An 18,696-nucleotide genomic window follows, 5' to 3' on the forward strand; every position below is an offset into this window, starting at 1 on the left:
GTCGATTCTCACAGTTATCAAGCTATCGTCCTACAATCTGCCTAGTACCTGAGCAACAAAAGAGGCCCTATTCCCTATTGGGAATGGGCCTCAAAACTCGTTTGCGCATACCGAAAAACCGCCAGAGCAAGTCTGCCGGTTTCCATCCAACTTATGGTTAGTCTTTTGAACTAGCTTACTACAATGACTACGAATTAACGGGTTCAGCCGATTTCGGCTCCACATGAACATGTACGTGCATTACATTTTGGGTCTTTCTCATTCGTTCTTCTACCCGATCACTGATATGATGGCTTTCAATGACGGATAATTGCGGATCAACCTCAATGACGACATCGACGAGCACATGGTTTCCATGCACGCGGGCCTTTAAATCTTTGATCCCTTCCACACCTTGAATTCTCGCAATCGTCCCCCGCAGGTCGCTGAGCTCTTTCTCATCGAATCCGTCGGTCAAGCTGTGAGTAGAATCCCGGAAAATTTCCCAAGCCGTCTTGCAGATCAGCAACCCTACCAAAACAGCGGCGACTCCGTCCAGCCAAGGGAGCCCGAACTGGGCCCCGACGATTCCGACCGCAGCACCCACGCTGACCATAGCATCCGACAAATTGTCTTTGGCGGCAGCCATCAATGCTTGGTTATTAATCTGCTTGGCCAATTTCCGGTTATACGCATAAACACCGCCCATGGCTACGGCAGAAATAAGCGCCACTCCGGCGGATAATATATCAGGCTCGGTATGCTGTCCTTCAATCAATGAGCGCACTGCGCTAATAATGACCTGAATACCGACCATAGCCATAATAAATGAAGCCACCAACGCAGCGATGGTCTCGGCCCGTAAATGGCCGTATGCGTGATCCGAATCCGGCGGTTTCTGTGAAATACGCAGTCCGATCAACACCGCTACCGAAGCTACAATGTCCGTAAGATTATTAAAACCGTCCGCCAATAACGCGCTTGAGGCGAAAAAATAACCGCTGATCAATTTAAAGGCGGTCAGCACTAAATAGGCCGTAATGCTGACCCAGGCTCCCCGTTCTCCTTTGCGTATATCATCATAGATATCCAAGCATTTGCACCTCCAGCTCTCTCCCCAACATGAAGTTTTCAAAGTCGTTCCATCATAGTAGCAAACAGAATCCGTGTAAGTCCAGAGAAACAGTGTTGCACTAGGCAAAAGCAACCCCTGATCATTATTCCCGTTGTACGGATATTTAAAAACGTTTAAAATAGGAACAAGCCCCCTTCAATATGAGGAGATGATCATGATGACGGAAAATAACGAACCCCGTAAAATCGACCTGGCCGAAGCTATGCGCCAGAAGCTGCAGCAAAAAAAACAGCAACAACAAAATTCGGGCAAACCGGGAATGCAGGGTAACCAGCAGACCAAGGCGCTAAAAAGTCAAAACAACAAAAAACCGAATAACCAGCGCCGGCGGACCGGAGGCTCGTAGGCCCCGTCCCCGAACAAAAACAAGCCGCGGCTGTCTATCGACAGCTGCGGCTTGTTCGTTGTTGCTATGAAAAAAGCTATGCTTATACTTCTTCCGGATACATGGTCTTGCGCAGGTTTTGAATTTCTTCGCTCTCCAGGTATTCGTCGTAGGTCATAACGCGGTCAATGATGCCGTTCGGCGTAATCTCGATAATCCGGTTGGCAATCGTCTGGATAAACTGATGGTCATGAGACGTAAATAGAATCGTTCCGTCAAAATCGATCAGACCGTTGTTAAGCGCCGTAATGGATTCGAGATCCAGATGGTTCGTAGGCTCGTCGAAAATAAGTACGTTCGCGCCATTCAGCATCATTTTGGCCAGCATACAGCGGACCTTCTCTCCCCCGGACAGCACGCTTGCTTTCTTGAGCGCCTCTTCCCCGGCAAACAGCATCCGTCCCAGGAAGCCGCGCAGGAAGGTTTCGTCCTGGTCTTTGGAATATTGGCGCAGCCAATCCACCAGATTGATGTCTACCCCGTCAAAATAGCTTGAGTTATCTTTAGGGAAATAAGCCTGGGAAGTCGTTACGCCCCAGCTGTACTCGCCTGCTTCGGCTTCAAGCTCGCCCATGATAACTTGGAACAACGTCGTCTTCGGCAAGGAATGAGGCCCTACAAATGCGATTTTATCGCCTTTGTTTACCACGAAGCTAAGATTATCCAGCACTTTCTCGCCGTCCAAGCTCTTGGTCACGCCATCGATCGTAAGCAGCTGCTTGCCCGCTTCGCGCTCCGCCTTAAAGTGCAAGAATGGATATTTCCGGTTGGAAGGACGAATGTCTTCCAGCGTAATTTTATCCAACTGCTTTTTCCGGGATGTCGCCTGTTTGGATTTGGAAGCATTCGCCGAGAAGCGCTGAATGAAGGCTTGCAGCTCCTTGATCTTCTCTTCCTTCTTCTTATTGGCGTCCCGCTGTAACGTCAGGGCCAATTGGCTGGATTCATACCAGAAGTCGTAGTTACCGACATACATCTGAATTTTGCCGAAGTCGATATCGGCAATATGCGTGCACACCTTGTTCAGGAAGTGACGGTCATGAGATACCACAATAACGGTACCTTCATAGTCCATAAGGAAGTTCTCCAGCCACTGGATCGACTCGAGGTCCAAATGGTTCGTAGGCTCGTCAAGCAGCAAATTGTTCGGACGTCCGAACAGCGCTTGGGCAAGGAGTACACGAACCTTCTCGTTACCGCTGAGCTCCGCCATTTTCTTGTCGTGCAAATCACGCGGAATACCAAGACCGATCAGCAATGCCGCAGCGTCCGGCTCAGCGTCCCAGCCGTTCAATTCGGCAAATTCGCCTTCCAGTTCACCGGCACGCATACCGTCCTCTTCCGAGAAATCGGACTTCGCATACAGGGCGTCCTTCTCTTTCATAATAGAATAGAGACGCGAATGGCCCATAATGACTGTTTCCAGAACCGCGAATTCGTCGTATTCGTAATGGTTCTGTTTCAAGACAGCAAGACGTTCGCCAGGAGTCATGCTCACTTCGCCTTGGTTGGCTTCAATCTCGCCGGACAAAATTTTAAGGAAGGTCGACTTCCCCGCTCCGTTGGCACCGATAAGTCCGTAGCAGTTTCCCGGGGTAAACTTTATATTTACATCTTCGAAAAGTGCCCGTTTTCCGTAGCGGAGCGTTACACCATTTGTACTGATCATTTAAATAATCCCATCCTTTATGAGTTATCACGCTTCTGGCTCAATATTATAGCACATATCGTCCGGTAAGTTGAGTCATCCTAATAACTAGCACTTGAAAAAGCCACCTATGGATCGGGCCCGTTTGCGGACCGCACCACAAAATTCGTGTTTCCAGTTCCTCAGTTTAACGGGTTTGACCGGCTGCTGGCACGGTTTATGAGGCGCGAGGATTGCCCGATACCTTCTCTTAAAAGTATGACTTCGCATATTATTAATCAAACCTTCTGGTACAACACTGTAGCGTTAGAAAACCGAAATCTCCCCGTTCTCCAGTATTAACTTCGTATATGAACCAAACCTTTCCGGCACTCCCCTGTTGCGTGGATGGATTAACGTGAAGAGGTGGCTGTTTTGGTTGACCACCGTCATTTGACTCAGAGCACCGCGCTGGGAGCTTCGCTCGGTGCGAAAAGAAATAGTGTGTGAGGCGTGCAAGTTTCGTTTGGGATAGTAGCTACAAATTAACTGGATTTTCTACAGCTAATTTGCTCCGTACAGAACATCAGGAACATTTAACTGTAAAACCTACAGCTAATTTCGCCGATACCGCTTAATTTGACTAAAAACTTGAGAATTAACTGTAGGTTTTGCAGCTAATCGGAGAAAAACGAGGGATTTATATAAATTAACTGTAGGATTTACAGTTAATTCGGGGAGGCTGGCTGGCGCTTGGCGCGATGAAAAGCAGCCAACACCATGGAGAATGGCGAAAGTTACTAGGTTGGCGACACGTCGATTAGAAGTGGATATGGTGGATCCGGCGAATGGGAAGCAATATAGCGGTCTTATATAGCGGTCTTATATAGCGATCTTACTTGGGCGGGCTAATGTCCCCGGCTAACAAGGAGCGAAGAAGTACATCGGCAAGTTGGATAGATAGATATGGAGAGGTCGTGTTTGAGGTAGGATGAGGTACGTGACGTAGTTTGTGACGTAGTTTGTGACATAGTTTGTGACGTAGTGCGGTGACGTAATGCGGTGACGTTGTGTGTGACGCGTGCGAGTTACATTTGGGATAGCACCAAAAATTAACTGGATATTCTACAGTTAATTTGCTCCGTACAGACCATCAGAATCATTTAACTGCAAAAACTACAGCTATTTTCGCCGATGCCGCTTAATTTGACTAAAAACTAGAGAATTAACTGTAGGTTTTACAGCTAATCGGAGATAAACGAAGGATTTTCTTAAATTAACTGTAGGATTGCAGTTAATTCGTAAAGGCCGGCTGGCGCTTGGCGTAATGAAAAGCAGCCAGCACAAACAGAGTCATCCGGCCGAAAACGGCAGGATGACTCTGTTTCCAAATAGCGGCCGCTGCGCTCGGCCTAGCGAGCGCGGCATGCCTACGCCGCGCCCAGCCCCGCTAAGCGCGTCACGCCTCGGGGAAGCGCAGCGTCTCCCCGTGCAGCAGCACACGGATCGCCGACTCGGCGATGCCGCGCTTCTGCCGGTCCGCCTCCAGGCGGTCCAGCGCTTCGCGCGCCGTGTCGTCGGCCAGCCGGAACGTGCCGTAATGCATCGGCACCATCAGCTTGGCCTTGACGTCGACGAACGCCTGCAGCGCTTCTTCCGGCGTCGTATGCTGGCTCGTCATGAACCACTCCGGTTCATACGCCCCGATCGGCAGCAGCGCCACGTCGATGGCGAAGCGCTCCCCGATATCCGCAAAGCCGCGGAAATAGCCGCTGTCTCCGGCAAAATAAATCACCTGATGCTTCTCCCCCTCACGAGGAGTTGCCGGCTCCAACACAAATCCGCCCCAGTGCGAGGTGTTCGTATCGAACGGCGTACGCCGCGTCCAGTGCTGGGTCGGAACAAACGAGATGCGGGCGTTCCCGATCTCCAATGACTCCCACCACTTCATTTCCCGAGTGCGCTGGAACCCTTTGCGATTCATTTTTCGTCCCAGGCCGGACGGAACCACAATTTGAGTTCCATTCCCGTAAAGACGACGGATCGAAGACACATGCATGTGGTCATAATGCGAATGAGAAATCAGAATGACATCGATATCCGGAATGTCCCCAATAGGGACGCCTGGAGAACCTAAGCGGCGCTGAAATCCCATTCGTGAAGCCCAGACCGGGTCCGTCACGATATTCAGCCCTTCATATTGGATCAAAAAAGTGGAATGCCCGATCCAGGTCAGCGAGACTTCTTCCCTGTTATTGAGCAAATAATCGATCTGAGGCGGCGAATTCGGAATAATGTATGAGTAATCTTTTCTTTTTCTGCGGCGTTCTTCTCTCCACTGCTTAAATTGCTTCAATGTTTTGTCCGTGTTGACATTATCCATGTTATTGTAACGCGTTCTCGGCATACCGAGGATTCCCTCCTTCCATTCCTCTCCATCTTATGACCTCTCCAGCCGAGAGGCCCCGATTTCCAGTCATGTTAATCGCCGGATACCATCCTATTGAAATGTTTGTTTATCATTGTAAAGCATCGCGCGGGCCATGCCAAATTTCCTGCCTAGTCCACAGGATCCTTATACACGCCGGCATAAATAAAGAGAAATACGAGCGCCATTACGATGACCAGTCCCGGCGCAATCATCATGGTGAAATGTTCCACTCCGACCTCATCCTTTCTTCGGCGATTCGCCGCGCACATACTTGGCATCAAACAAAAACAGCCGCATAATCAACACGAGCGAAGGGATCAGCACCACCAGACCGGCCACAAATGCCGTAATTAGCGCCACCGCCATCGTTTCATTCGTAAAGCTTTCATAGATGCTGACCTGCTTATACAGAATATAGGGCAGATGCGATCGGCCATAGCCATACCAGGCAAAACCAAACTGCAAGATGACAAGAATGAACGACCACCCGAGATTTTTCTTTTTCCATATAAAATAAACCGCCAGAAGAAAACAAATCAGCGAAGCGATAAACATCCACGAGATGTCCAGCATATTTCCAAAATGCTCCGGATTTTGACGGTTAATCTGAAAAAAAGCAAAGACGCAGGCCAGAATCGTCGGTCCGCTCCATAACAGCGCGTAGCCGCGAAGCACCTCGAAGGCGTCTTTATCCCCGGCCTTGCCCGCGTAAAAAGCCAAGAACATAGCCGAAATATACAGCACGGACACGAGAGCCAGAATGATGACGGACCAGGTGTAGGGATTGCTGAAAAAGCTCGCCCAGTGCAGGATCACTTTTCCGCCCTGCTCCTGAATAATGCCGCCTTCGGAAATCGCCAATACGGTAGACAACGCTGCCGGAATCAATAACCCGGTCGCTCCGTAAACCGCCATGTACGCCTTATTGTTCTCTTTGCTGCTCCCATAAGTGTTGTAAGCATAGTATGCTCCCCGCAGCGCAAGCAAAACAGTGGCAAGGCTGCCGGGAACGAGCAGCGCAGTACCGTAAAAATAGGCTGAATCGGGAAAAAATCCGACCAACCCTACCACGAAAAAGATGAGAAACACATTCGTCACTTCCCACACCGGGGACAGGTAGCGTTGGATAATGTTATGCACCTTATTCTCATGACCCGTGAGCACGCTGTAATAGCTAAAAAAACCGGCCCCAAAATCCACCGACGCCACAATCAGGTAACCGAACAAAAAGGTCCACAGCACGGTAATGCCGACAATTTCATAGCTCATTTCCGCTCACCTCCACTGATCCCCAGCTCCCGCATTTCATCGTCCACGCTTTTTCCACGGAACAGCTTGACGAGCACCGTAATGCAGGAAGCGCAAAGGACGAGATAGAGAATAATGAACAGGATCAGCATCGAGCCGACGTTTTGCGACGTCGTCGCCGCTTCCGATACCTTCATGTAGCCGCGCACGATCCAGGGCTGCCGTCCGAATTCCGCAAACATCCAGCCAAGCTCGATCGCGGTCATCGCCAAAGGTCCGAGAGCGACAATGCCGAGCAGCAGCCACTTCGGATAACCGCCTTTCCCCTTCCCCCTGTTTTTCCCTTTCGGAAGCCAACGACGGAGCAAGTATAGAAAAGGAATCAAAACGAGCAGCACCCCGATCGTTACTTTTAAATCGAACATATAGTGGATCAGGAGCGGAGGCCGTTCATCCACGGGAAACTCGTTAAGTCCGATAACGTTCGTGTTCGGAGTGCCGCCAGCCAAAATACTTAGCGCATAGGGCAGCTCAAGCGCGTATTTAACCTCTCCGTTCTCCCCCAGCACACCGCCGTAAATGAGCGGCGCCTTCGTCATCGTCTCGAAATGCCATTCCGCGGCGGCCAGCTTTTCCGGCTGGTAGTGGGCAAGAAATTTGCCCGAGAAGTCGCCGATAATCGCGGTAGAGACCGCAAAAACGAACGCTGCCGTCGCGGTCAGCTTCAGCGCCTTTTTGAAGTAAACGCCTCTTCGCCCCCGCAGCAGGCTAAAAGCCGCTATCCCCGCCAGTAAACCGGCGCTGAGCGTATACGAGGAGGCAAGCACGTGGGACACCTTCGTCGGCGTTGCCGGATTAAACATGGCCACCAGCGGCTGAAAGTCGGCGAACACGCCGTTTTTCAAAGTGAAGCCTTGCGGTGTATTCATAAACGCGTTCAAAGTAGTGATGAAGAACGCAGACGCTGAGGAGCCGATCGCCACCGGAATCAGTAGCAGTAAATGCAGGATCGGCTTCTTGAACCGGTCCCACGTGTACAAATAGATGCCCAGGAAAATCGCTTCGATGAAAAAAGCAAAGGTCTCCATGAACAAGGGCAAGGCGATCGCCTGTCCCGCGACGCGCATAAATGTCGGCCAAAGGAGGCTGAGCTGCAGGCCGATCGCCGTGCCCGTCACGACGCCTACGGCGACCGAGATGACGAAGCCCCGGGCCCAGCGGCGGGCCAGCAGGGTGTAGTGCGGATCTTTTTTCCGGACACCCCTCCACTCGGCAAGCGCGATCATCATCGGGATACCTACGCCGATGGAAGCAAACACAATATGTACAAATAACGTCAACCCGGTAAGCACCCGGCTTAATGTAACGGGATCCCAGGACAGCATGCTTCCCATCAACTCCTCACTCAAAAGATGACTGTTTTTGAACAACCTCTAATAATACTGCATAAAGCGAAGCACGCTCTTAATGAACGCATACAGCATAATGACGGCGACAACCAGGCATACAATGATCAGTGTTCGTTCCTGTTTTTTAAACATACGAGGGCCCCCTTTTTTGACGTTTGTCGCCTGGAGAAAATGCCTTGTTTTATTGTGTCGATCCCGTTCCTTTTTATTCCTTGGGGCTTAAGGTAAAATAAGATACGGAAGGAGATGTGAACAACTTATGAAAATTGTATTTATCGAGCCGACACCGAGTCCCAATTCCATGAAGCTTCATCTGGACGAAACCTTGGAACCCGGGATCCGCAAAACATACACACAGGACAACGCCCGCTCCGCCCCTACGTGGATCCGGCAAATGCTGAATATTCCGGGGGTAAAAAGCATTTTCCATACAGCGGATTTTATCGCGCTGGACCGGAAGGGCAGCGCCGATTGGGCAGCCATCCTGTCCGAAGTACAGGAGCAATTCGGACAGGAGCAGGTGGAATCCGCCTGGGACCCGGAGGCGGCCGAAGCGGCCGGCTACGGCGAAGCCCAGGTGTTCGTGCAGTTTTTCCGCGGCATCCCGATGCAGATCCGCGTGAAATCGGGGACCCGCGAGGAGCGCATTTCGCTCTCCCAGCGGTTCGTATCCGCCGTAACCGAGGTGGCGAGCGCCACGCTCATCAAGGAGCGCAAGCTGAGCGATTACGGCGTCCGCTACGGCGAGCTGGAGGAGATCGCCCGCGAGGTCGAGCAGGAGCTGGAAGCGGCGTTCCCGCCGGACCGGCTGGAGGCGATCCAGGCGCAGGCGATCGCGCACGGCCGCAGCGAAGCCGAGTTCGTCGAGCAGCGTCGGGCGCTTAGCCTGGACGAAGTCCGCGAGCGGATGAAGGACGCGGACTGGCACGTCCGCTATGCGGGCCTGGAGGCGCTGCAGCAACCCGGACCCGAGGCGCTCCCGCTGCTTGCGGACGCGGTTCGCGATCCGCAGATGCAGGTCCGTCGCCTCGCTGTCGTCTATCTCGGCGACGTCCGGACGCCGGAAGCGATGACGCTGCTGTTCGAGGCGATGCGCGACAGCTCGGCCGCCGTGCGCCGCACCGCAGGCGACACGCTGTCCGACATCGGCGATCCGTCCGCTACGGAACCGATGATTGCCGCCTTGTCGGACAAAAGCAAGCTAGTCCGCTGGCGGGCAGCCCGCTTCTTGTACGAAGTCGGCACCGACCAGGCGCTTGAAGCGCTGCGGGCCGCCGTGGACGATCCGGAGTTCGAGGTCGGTCTCCAGGCCCGTATGGCCGTAGAACGGATCGAATCCGGTGAGCAAGCCGCAGGGACGGTATGGCAGCAAATGGCGAAGCGCGAACGAAACAATTGATCGGCTTAAGCAAAGAAAGCTAATAAAGGCGGGACAATGTCAATAATTAGACATTGTCCCGCCCCTTTTCTTGCTATATACTATAGAACTGTATCTTAGGAAAACTGAATAATAGCCTCATCATTTCCAGATGAGGTAGAGGTCGCGATTGTGAAGAGTACACCGGAGGAGGCGCTGGAAGCCGCCGATGAATCCCGTGGAAAGGCACCGTCGCCGAAGCTTGTCACCCCGCTTCAACGGCGGCAGGCTGGGGCTGTTCCCGAAAGGGACAGAACTGTCATGCTTATCCTTCACCGGGAGAAGCGTGTTGAGCTATCTTATGCAAGAATGGTGGGGTGCACGGTATAAATATAAGGCCGCGGACTCTTTCCGCGGCCTTTTTGCATGGTGTGACAGTCATTCGATTACGACAGCAGCTTAACTTCACGCCAAATGAGGATAATATATGGCAGGGAATGTTTGTCTAAATTTTAAGGAGTTGTATACACATGAGTAAAAAGAATAGCACCGCAGCACAAAATTTAAAGCCCGGCCTAAAAGCCCGGCATATGACGATGATTGCGCTCGGTGGATCGATAGGGACGGGACTTTTCCTGGCCAGCGGCGGCGCCATCGCCTCCGCCGGACCCGGCGGCGCATTGCTCGCCTATGCTGCCGTCGGCATCATGGTCTACTTTTTGATGACCAGTTTAGGAGAGCTCGCCACATATATGCCGGATTCGGGCTCTTTTGAAACCTATGCCTCGCGTTTCGTCGATCCGTCCCTTGGCTTTGCCATGGGGTGGAACTTCTGGTACAACTGGGCGATTACGATTGCGGCCGAGCTCTCCGCCGCCACGTTAATTATTAAATACTGGTTCCCGGACAGTTCCTCTCTCTTGTGGAGCATCCTGTTCCTGGCCCTCATTCTGGGCCTCAATGTTCTGTCCGTCAAAGGATACGGTGAATCGGAGTATTGGTTCGCCATGATCAAAATCGCTGTCGTTATCATTTTCCTGGTCGTCGGGGTCCTCATGATCTTTGGCATCATGGGCGGCGAAGCCATCGGCTTCAAAAACTTCACAGTGGGAGACGCGCCTTTCCACGGAGGATTCTTTACCTTCCTCGGCGTATTCATGGCGGCCGGCTTCTCATTCCAAGGCACGGAAATGGTCGGTGTTGCAGCCGGCGAAAGCCACAATCCGCGGGAGCATGTTCCGCGGGCCATCCGGCAGGTATTCTGGCGGATCCTGATCTTTTATATTTTGGCGATTCTGGTGATCGGCCTGATTATTCCCTATACAAGTCCTAATTTGCTAAAAAGCGGCCTGGAGAACATCGGCGTCAGCCCGTTCACGCTAGTGTTTGAAAAAGCAGGTATGGCTTTTGCCGCTTCCGTCATGAATGCCGTCATCTTGTCCTCCGTGCTGTCGGCCGGCAACTCAGGGATGTACGCTTCCTCACGGGTCCTTTACTCGCTGGCAAAACGGGGAAAAGCGCCGAAGTTCCTAGCTAGACTAAGCCGCCGCGGGCTACCCGTCAACGCCCTGCTATTGACGACGCTGATCGGGATGTTTGCCTTCTTCGCGTCGCTGTTCGGAGACGGGGTCGTTTACAACTGGCTGCTGAACGCCTCGGGAATGTGCGGCTTCATCACCTGGCTCGGCATCGCGGTCAGCCATTACCGTTTCCGCCGGGCATACACCGCCCAGGGCCGGGATCTGAAAGATCTTCCTTATAAAGCAAAATGGTTCCCGTTCGGTCCGATTTTTGCCTTTGTTCTCTGCTTTATCGTTATTTTGGGACAAAATTTAGCCGCCTTTTCAGGCGGCCAGATCGATTGGTATGGTGTTATAGTTTCTTATATCAGTATTCCTTTATTTCTGGTAGTATGGCTGGGGTACAAATGGACAAAACACACTAAAGTCATCCCGCTTAAAGAATGTGACCTGGATTCCCCTGCCCAGACTAATGAATAAGACGATCAGTATTTAACATCCGGAAGCGGATCGGAGCTAATCGGAGCCTCTCACCGGGTTTCCCAATGGATCTCGACCCGCAAATCCTCGGTCCCTTCCAACGGCTTTGAAAGGTATTGGATATTATCTAAAGATGCGGACAGATCATAAAGACTTTCCAAATCCTGCAACAGCTCCTGTTCGGTTCCGGAATACCGGACTGTTACCGTAAGGCCTCCGGATTGGAGTTCTTGCCTGACCTTAGTCTGGAGCCCTGCTGAACTGCTGACAGCAGCAGAAGGGTCGTACAAATGATAACCCAATTGCTTTTGCAGCTTTTTGTAGCCGGAAGACTGGGCTCCTCCTTTGTTGACCAGCGTGCTCAAGGTTTCGCGATAAAGCGAGGATGCCGCCGGATATTTGGAGATCCACTGATGATCCTGACGCATTTGTTCATCCGTCCGTAAATAATACGCATAGCTGATCTGTTCTCGCGGAGCCGAGATGGGATCGTCCCAAGTGGTATCGAGATGATACCACTTCTTTTCTAATTCCACGAGGTTCCAGGCATGCAATTGTCCGCCTGCCGTGCCTTCTACGATCAAATTATTGATGCCGGCTCCTTCCAGCAGCTTGTAGGTCAGCAAAGTGTACCCCTGACAAACCGCTTCTCCGGTCCGCAGCCCCTCATAAGCTGTATATTTCTTCAATCCCTCATCGTATTTCAGGTTTTGCACCACGAAGTCATGGATCGCTTTTACTTTTTCATGATCATTCATCCCGGGGGAAATGATATCTTTCAATATTCCCGAGACGCGATTGGTCACATAGGCGGACTGCTCGGCGTTTTCCCGGTAAGTCACGCTAAGATTGATCTTGGCGGAACCGCTCGTTCCCCGCCAGGAGTAGGTGTACCGGTCCACGATATATTTCGTGTACGGATCGCTGTCGAGCGCTCCATTTATCGCTTTTTTCAGCAGACTCTCCAGGTTTTTCGTATTTCCCTTATATTTTATAGTCATGAAGGTTTTGCGCGCTCCCAGCCCTTCGGCCATTTCTTGCTGCACTTCCTTGACTGTCGTCACATAGGCATTGTCCGAAGCGGCAAATACCGTGATCGTATTCCAGTCGGCAGGCACCGTCCCCATCAGCAAGGCCCCCAGCAATCCTGCCGTTATCCAGCGTTTAGGCATGCTCTGTCCCATGTTCCCACAGCTCCCTTACTATAAAATTCCGGTTTCAAGAAATCTGGTTGAAAGTGAACTGGCGTTGTTAAGCCCATTGTAGCACAGCCTGTCCTGCAAAGGCTTTCTAGTTTTGTCGAGCAGACACGAACCCCGCCGGTAAAGGGTATTTATCATTTCTTCACCCAAAAAAAGACGTGAAATAGACTTATTTTAGGAAAATCCTTTCGCCAAATTAAATCCCGCTTTGATATAATAAAAAACATATTGTTGTGATATAAATCATTGCTAAATTAAACCTGACAAGAACGGAGAGCGACCAAAAAGCTATGACAATCGTCAATCTTTCGGATATTTCCATTGAATTGTTCGTTGCCGTCATGTTCTTTCTGCTCATCATTGCTCCCTTGGTAAGCTTAGGGGTACTGCGTTTGTTCCAAGGCAGAAAGAAAGCGGGGCTTAGCCTCATCGGCGGCGGAGTTATCGGGTATTTCGTCTTTCAGCTTATTGCGGGTATGTTTAGCTAACCGTAATATTACATCGTTGCCAATACATCATCTGATTATATTCCGCAGTGAGGAACATTAAACCTAACATTGAGCCACTGTTCTTCACAAAGGGGACTTCCTGAATGGGTCAAATTTGACTTGATGGAAGTCCCTATTTCATTGGTTTTAATGAAAAAGGCGGTGCAAGGGAATCCATCCATCCCTGGCACCGCCTTTTCGTTATTATGTTAAGCGAATCAATCGCCCAGCGGACTGCTTTGGGAACAAGCCCTTTGAATTATCTCCGTTTAGAGAGTAAAAAGATATTAAGCCTGTGAGGCAAGTGCCTTTTCAAACTGGGTTTTGTTCATGCCGAGAATACGGTGTTCACCAATCAAAGTTACTGGGACAGCGCGCATTCCCATATCCCATACTTGCTGGGCGTATTCCTCGTTTTGCTCAATGTTACGCTCTTCAAAAGCTACGCCCTTCTCGCCCAGAAAGCTTTTGACTTGACGGCAGTGAGGGCAGTTCGTACTTGTATATACGATAACGTTCTCCATGATGTCGAAATACTCCCTTCAAAAGACTGAGATGTTAAATCCGTACAATTAATTAACGGCAGTAGCCGTAGCTTGATGTTCCAGGTTCTCAATATATTTCTCGCAATCGATCGCCGCCATACATCCGCTGCCCGCAGCCGTGATAGCTTGACGGTAACGTGTATCTTGAACGTCTCCGCAAGCGAATACGCCGGGTACGTTAGTTTCCGAAGTTCCCGGTTTCACCACGATATACCCGTTCTCATCGGTATCGATTTGTCCGCCGAGGAAGCCGGTGTTCGGATGGTGGCCGATCGCTACGAATACGCCGGAGGCGGTAATAACTTCTTCTTCGCCCGTTTCATTGTTGAGCACTTTCAATCCTGTCACGCCGTTCTCGTTGGTCACAACCTCAAGCGGTGTACGGTTCAATGCCCATTCCACTTTTTCGTTGCCGCGTACACGATCCTGCATGATCTTGGAGGCACGTAGTTCGTTCCGGCGGTGTACCAGCGTTACCTTGGATGCGAAGCGCGTCAGGAAGCCCGCTTCTTCCAAAGCGGAGTCTCCGCCGCCCACGACGATAATTTCTTTACCGCGGAAGAAGAATCCGTCACATGTCGCGCAAGTGCTTACGCCGCGTCCGACATTATCGGTTTCTCCCGGAATTCCCAGATACTTGGCGGTAGCTCCTGTGGACAGTACGAGCGTATCCGTTACCAGTTCTCCGAGTCCTTCCACTTGAAGCTTGAACGGACGGGAACTCATATCCACGCTGTTTACCCAGCCGGTGCGGAATTCCGCACCGAAACGTTCAGCCTGCTGACGCATGTTGTCCATCAGCTCCGGCCCCATGATTCCTTCCGGAAAGCCCGGGAAGTTCTCCACTTCCGTAGTCGTAGTAAGCTGTCCGCCCGGTTGCGGACCTTCAATGACAAGCGGCTTCAGGTTGGCGCGAGCCAGGTAAATTGCGGCGGTCAATCCCGCAGGACCCGTTCCGATAATAATGGATTTATACATATATAGCATCCTCCTTCAAGGCATGTTACGAAAAATAGATTATGAGATTAATTATGTGGAATCCCCGGCGTACTGTCAACAAGGGTACCGGGAGGGTTCGGTGAAGGTTAAATGAAGGAATGATGAATTACTTGAATTTATAATGGTAACGCACATTTATAGTGCAATCCGGTTTCGCAACAGGCGCAGGCCGTTTAAAATGACGAGAATCGTGCTGCCCTCATGACCCACGACTCCAAGCGGAAGCGGAATGCCCTGAATGAAATTGCCGGCGATCAGAAGCAGAATAACCGCTCCGGCAAACGTCAGATTTTGCATTACGATTCTTCTCGCCCTTACGGCCAGTTGGATCGTTTCGGCTACCCGCTCGAGGTTATCGTTCATCAGCACCACATCCGCTACCTCCAGCGCCGCACCGCTCCCCTTGTCACCCATCGCGATGCCGACGGTAGCGGCGGCCAGCGCCGGTGCGTCATTGACGCCGTCGCCCACCATAACCGCATGGCCGTATCGGCTCCGCAGTTCGCTGACATGCCGGACTTTATCCTCCGGCAGAAGATCGCCGTACACCAGATCGATGCCCGCTTCTCCGGCAACCGCCCTAGCCGTTTCGCCGCGATCCCCCGTAAGCATCGCCGTTGCGATTCCGAGCTTCTGAAGCTGCCGAATCGCCTGCTTCGCCTCCGGTCTGACCTGATCACGCAGCGCAAGAATGCCTGCATATTCGTCTTCCCGCCGTATAACAGAGACGGTATTCCCCTCATTCGCGAGTCTTTGAATACTCTCCTTCAGATCATCAGGCAACCCCGGTTCCGAAGCATCGGCCTTGCCGATCCGCCAAACCTTCCCATCAATCCGGGCTTCAATTCCCCAGCCCGGCAAAGCCTTCATTTCTTCCGCCGTATCCAGCTCAAGCCCTTCTTCCTCCGCATGCGAGACGATGGCTCGGGCCAACGGGTGCTCCGACAACCTCTCCGCAGAGGCGCAGGCTGCGAGCACCTGATTGCGGTCGAATCCTTCCGCCGCCACCACTTCCGTCACCACCGGAGAGCCGGAAGTCAGCGTTCCGGTCTTGTCGAACGCCACGACTTTGACGCCTGCCAACAAATCCATATAGGCGGCTCCTTTAAACAGTACGCCCTTTCTCGCACTCCTCGACATCGCCGACAGCATGGCCGGCATGACTGAGGAGACCAAGGCGCATGGGGAAGCCACAACCAGAAACACCATCGCTTTATAAAACGTCAACGACCAGGACCAGCCCAGCAGAAGCGGACCCGACAACAGCAGGATCGCGGTCATCGCCACAACCCCTTTGGCATAACTGCCTTCAAGCCGCTTGATAAACCGCTGAGTCCGGGGCGCTTCATTTTCCGCTTGCTCCACCAATGCAATAATTTTGGCAAACAGCGTTCCTTCAGCCGGGCGGGTGACTTCCACATACAGAGCGCCTTCTCCGTTTAATGTTCCGGCGAATACTTCGTCGCCCGCCCCCTTATCTACCGGAATGGACTCCCCGGTTATAGCCGACTGGTTGACCGATGAACCGCCGCTCGAGACCACTCCGTCCGCCGGAATGATCTCCCCCGGCTTCACGAGTACGAGATCGCCGATGATTAATTCCTCAACGGCTACGGTTCTCATGCCGCTTCCGTCCACTTTTAGCGCGGTTTCCGGTTTCAGGGCCACCAACGCGGAAATGTCCTTCCGGCTGCGGTCGCTAGCAAAGGATTCCAGCGCGCCGCTGAGCGAAAAAATGAATATCAGCATCGCTCCTTCATTCCAGTAGCCGATGGAGGCGGCACCAAGAGCGGCTGCAATCATCAACAGATTGACGTCCAAGTCTTTGTCCCGATACAGTGTCTGCAGCCCCTCCCGGGCTTTTACAAATCCGCCTAAACCATAAGCGGCGATATATAAGGCAATCGATAGTGTTCCGGACCATGCCCCGGCTCCCCAGCCCGCAAGCATGAGAACACCGCTCCCCAGAGCGAGCAGCATTTCACGATGCCGAAGCAGCCGAAGAATAACAGTTCTCCGCGGTGGCCGCGGTTGGGGTTGGTTGGCCTCTTTTCGAGTCATCGATACCGGATTATGGACAGCTTTAGCTTGCATTATTGATTCCTCCTTTTGCGAATGCACAATGAACCGGCAAATTTGATCCATTGAGAATGAAAATTATTGTTAGCCCCCTTAAAATGACACATGCTGCTTCGGGAATGATCCCGAAGCAGCATGGAATTGAGAATGATAATCATTTTTGTACTAGAGCAATAAAATTGCTCAAGGGAAACTTTATGTTTATTTTATACCTATTTTATGCAAATGTAAACAATCTGCCTGCCCATTCTATGATGTTCTGCTTCAGCCGGTCCTTTTCCCGCGGAAAGAAAAAGCCTCTACTCGGTACTCCGAATAGAGGCTCACTCTTTAACTATTAATTAAATATGATTATGCCTGGCTTGCGGCGATCGCTTGCTCCAGATCGTAAATGATATCGTCGATGGACTCGGTGCCGACCGATAGACGGATCAACTCCGGATTAACGCCAGCTGCGATTTGATCCTCTTCCGACAGCTGCTGATGCGTCGTGCTTGCCGGATGGATGATCAGCGACTTGGAATCGCCGACATTCGCCAAGTGCGAGAACAGCTTCACGTTCTCGATCAGCTTGCGGCCCGCTTCGACGCCGCCCTTAATTCCAAAGGTTAGAATCGCTCCTTGACCTTTCGGCAAATATTTTTGAGCCAGTTCATAGGACTCGTGACTTGGTAGCCCTGCATAACTTACCCATTCCACATGCTCATGCCCTTCCAGGTACTGCGCGACTTTGAGCGCGTTTTGGCTGTGGCGTTCTACGCGCAGATGCAGCGTTTCTAGCCCTTGAAGCAGCATCCATGCATTGAACGGGGATAACGATGCGCCAATGTCGCGTTGGAGCTGGACGCGAGCCTTGATAATGTAAGCCAGCGGTCCGACGGCATCGGTGTATACTACGCCGTTATAGCTTGGATCCGGCTGAGTTAAGCCGGGGAATTTATCATTCGACTTCCAGTCGAACTTCCCGCCGTCGACGATAATGCCGCCGATTGATGTTCCATGCCCGCCGATGAATTTGGTTGCCGAGTGTACGACGATGTCCGCACCGAAGTCGATCGGACGAAGCAAATACGGACTCGGGAACGTATTATCGATGATCAGCGGAACTCCGCTTTCATGCGCAATGGCGGCAACCGCTTCGATATCGAGCACATCACCCTTCGGGTTTCCGATGGACTCGGCAAAGAATGCCTTCGTTTTATCGGTGACCGCAGCCCGGAAGTTTTCCGGATTTGACGCATCCACAAATCTTACTTTAATGCCGAGCTTAGCCAGCGTAATCGCAAACAGATTATATGTACCGCCGTACAGAGTAGAGGAGGATACGATTTCATCCCCGGCTCCGGCAATATTCAAAATGGAGAAGGTAATCGCCGCCTGCCCCGAAGCCGTCGACAATGCCCCGACACCCCCTTCGAGCGCTGCGACACGTTTTTCGAACACATCGTTGGTCGGATTCATGATACGGGAATAAATATTGCCGAATTCCTTCAATCCGAACAAATTGGCAGCGTGCTCAGTATCGCGGAATCCGTACGACGTCGTTTGATACAGGGGTAGCGCACGGGAATAAGTAGTTGGATCAATTTCCTGTCCTGCGTGAATCGCTAGTGTTTCCGGTGCAAATTGACGTTCTTCAGACATGGGTGATTCCTCCTTTAAAATGGGTTCAATAAAATAGGTACATGTTTGTTTTTCACTATTCTCTCACATAAATGGTCTTTTGAAAATAGTAAATCCGATAAAACTAGTATGAATAATTATTTTTGTTAAAAATAAAGCAGCACCAGAGTTTATCGACTTTTTCTCCGA

At 51.6% G+C, this 18,696-nt stretch carries 15 protein-coding genes and 1 riboswitch; of the genes, 4 read left to right on the plus strand and 11 right to left on the minus strand.

Going from position 1 to position 18,696, the window contains the following annotated elements; translation table 11 throughout:
* Nucleotides 1–187 precede the first annotated feature (187 nt).
* Entirely contained in the window at nucleotides 188–1,072 is an 885-nt protein-coding gene (locus NYE70_RS13185) for a cation diffusion facilitator family transporter (protein WP_211026034.1), read from the minus strand.
* A 199-nt stretch (nucleotides 1,073–1,271) separates the two neighbouring features.
* Between NYE70_RS13185 and NYE70_RS13190 the strand changes: the two genes are divergently transcribed.
* Nucleotides 1,272–1,460, plus strand: a complete 189-nt coding sequence (locus NYE70_RS13190; RefSeq protein WP_211026032.1) for a hypothetical protein — start codon at nucleotides 1,272–1,274, stop codon at nucleotides 1,458–1,460.
* 82 nt (nucleotides 1,461–1,542) lie between these two features.
* Here NYE70_RS13190 and NYE70_RS13195 read toward each other — a convergent pair whose 3' ends face one another.
* The 5 genes from NYE70_RS13195 to NYE70_RS13210 all read right to left on the minus strand — a co-directional run bounded on the left by NYE70_RS13195 (nucleotide 1,543) and on the right by NYE70_RS13210 (nucleotide 8,190).
* On the minus strand, nucleotides 1,543–3,168 hold the full coding sequence (locus tag NYE70_RS13195) for an ABC-F family ATP-binding cassette domain-containing protein (protein ID WP_211026030.1): 1,626 nt from the start codon (nucleotides 3,166–3,168) through the stop codon (nucleotides 1,543–1,545).
* Between the two features lie 1,417 nt (nucleotides 3,169–4,585).
* Nucleotides 4,586–5,533: an MBL fold metallo-hydrolase gene (locus NYE70_RS13200; RefSeq protein ID WP_213655836.1), complete on the minus strand. Its 948-nt coding sequence runs from the start codon at nucleotides 5,531–5,533 to the stop codon at nucleotides 4,586–4,588.
* Between the two features lie 152 nt (nucleotides 5,534–5,685).
* Nucleotides 5,686–5,787, minus strand: coding sequence for a cytochrome bd oxidase small subunit CydS (gene cydS / locus NYE70_RS26020; protein WP_373316835.1), 102 nt, complete (start codon nucleotides 5,785–5,787; stop codon nucleotides 5,686–5,688).
* A 7-nt stretch (nucleotides 5,788–5,794) separates the two neighbouring features.
* Nucleotides 5,795–6,826 carry a cytochrome d ubiquinol oxidase subunit II gene (locus tag NYE70_RS13205; protein WP_341046289.1) on the minus strand — a complete coding sequence of 344 codons (1,032 nt, stop codon included), beginning with the start codon at nucleotides 6,824–6,826 and terminating at the stop codon, nucleotides 5,795–5,797.
* Complete coding sequence (locus NYE70_RS13210; protein WP_341047590.1) at nucleotides 6,823–8,190, minus strand: cytochrome ubiquinol oxidase subunit I; 1,368 nt, start codon at nucleotides 8,188–8,190, stop codon at nucleotides 6,823–6,825. The genes NYE70_RS13205 and NYE70_RS13210 overlap by 4 nt, the downstream gene beginning before the upstream one ends.
* A 283-nt stretch (nucleotides 8,191–8,473) precedes the next feature.
* Between NYE70_RS13210 and NYE70_RS13215 the strand changes: the two genes are divergently transcribed.
* Nucleotides 8,474–9,613, plus strand: coding sequence for a virulence factor (locus NYE70_RS13215; RefSeq protein ID WP_211024375.1), 1,140 nt, complete (start codon nucleotides 8,474–8,476; stop codon nucleotides 9,611–9,613).
* A gap of 128 nt (nucleotides 9,614–9,741) precedes the next feature.
* Nucleotides 9,742–9,936: riboswitch (Lysine riboswitch) on the plus strand.
* Nucleotides 9,937–10,101: 165 nt separating this feature from the next.
* On the plus strand, nucleotides 10,102–11,571 hold the full coding sequence (locus NYE70_RS13220; protein WP_341046292.1) for an amino acid permease: 1,470 nt from the start codon (nucleotides 10,102–10,104) through the stop codon (nucleotides 11,569–11,571).
* Between the two features lie 50 nt (nucleotides 11,572–11,621).
* Here NYE70_RS13220 and NYE70_RS13225 read toward each other — a convergent pair whose 3' ends face one another.
* Nucleotides 11,622–12,755 (minus strand): transglutaminase domain-containing protein, encoded by a 1,134-nt coding sequence (locus tag NYE70_RS13225; protein ID WP_341046294.1) that lies wholly within the window; start codon nucleotides 12,753–12,755, stop codon nucleotides 11,622–11,624.
* Between the two features lie 308 nt (nucleotides 12,756–13,063).
* Between NYE70_RS13225 and NYE70_RS13230 the strand changes: the two genes are divergently transcribed.
* The gene (locus NYE70_RS13230; RefSeq protein ID WP_211024367.1) at nucleotides 13,064–13,261 is read left to right on the plus strand and encodes a hypothetical protein; all 198 of its coding nucleotides are present in this window, start codon (nucleotides 13,064–13,066) and stop codon (nucleotides 13,259–13,261) included.
* Between the two features lie 287 nt (nucleotides 13,262–13,548).
* Here NYE70_RS13230 and NYE70_RS13235 read toward each other — a convergent pair whose 3' ends face one another.
* The 4 genes from NYE70_RS13235 to NYE70_RS13250 form a co-directional block, all read right to left on the minus strand.
* Complete coding sequence (locus tag NYE70_RS13235; RefSeq protein WP_213655831.1) at nucleotides 13,549–13,785, minus strand: glutaredoxin family protein; 237 nt, start codon at nucleotides 13,783–13,785, stop codon at nucleotides 13,549–13,551.
* 48 nt (nucleotides 13,786–13,833) lie between these two features.
* On the minus strand, nucleotides 13,834–14,784 hold the full coding sequence (trxB, locus tag NYE70_RS13240) for a thioredoxin-disulfide reductase (protein ID WP_341046295.1): 951 nt from the start codon (nucleotides 14,782–14,784) through the stop codon (nucleotides 13,834–13,836).
* A 156-nt stretch (nucleotides 14,785–14,940) separates the two neighbouring features.
* A complete protein-coding gene (locus NYE70_RS13245) occupies nucleotides 14,941–16,899 on the minus strand; it encodes a heavy metal translocating P-type ATPase (RefSeq protein ID WP_341046296.1) in 1,959 nt (652 codons plus the stop codon).
* Between the two features lie 336 nt (nucleotides 16,900–17,235).
* The gene (locus NYE70_RS13250; RefSeq protein ID WP_341046297.1) at nucleotides 17,236–18,528 is read right to left on the minus strand and encodes a homocysteine synthase; all 1,293 of its coding nucleotides are present in this window, start codon (nucleotides 18,526–18,528) and stop codon (nucleotides 17,236–17,238) included.
* Between the last annotated feature and the right edge of the window lie 168 nt (nucleotides 18,529–18,696).

The organism is Paenibacillus sp. FSL R5-0407 (genome assembly GCF_038009185.1).
Lineage (GTDB): Bacteria > Bacillota > Bacilli > Paenibacillales > Paenibacillaceae > Fontibacillus > Fontibacillus vini.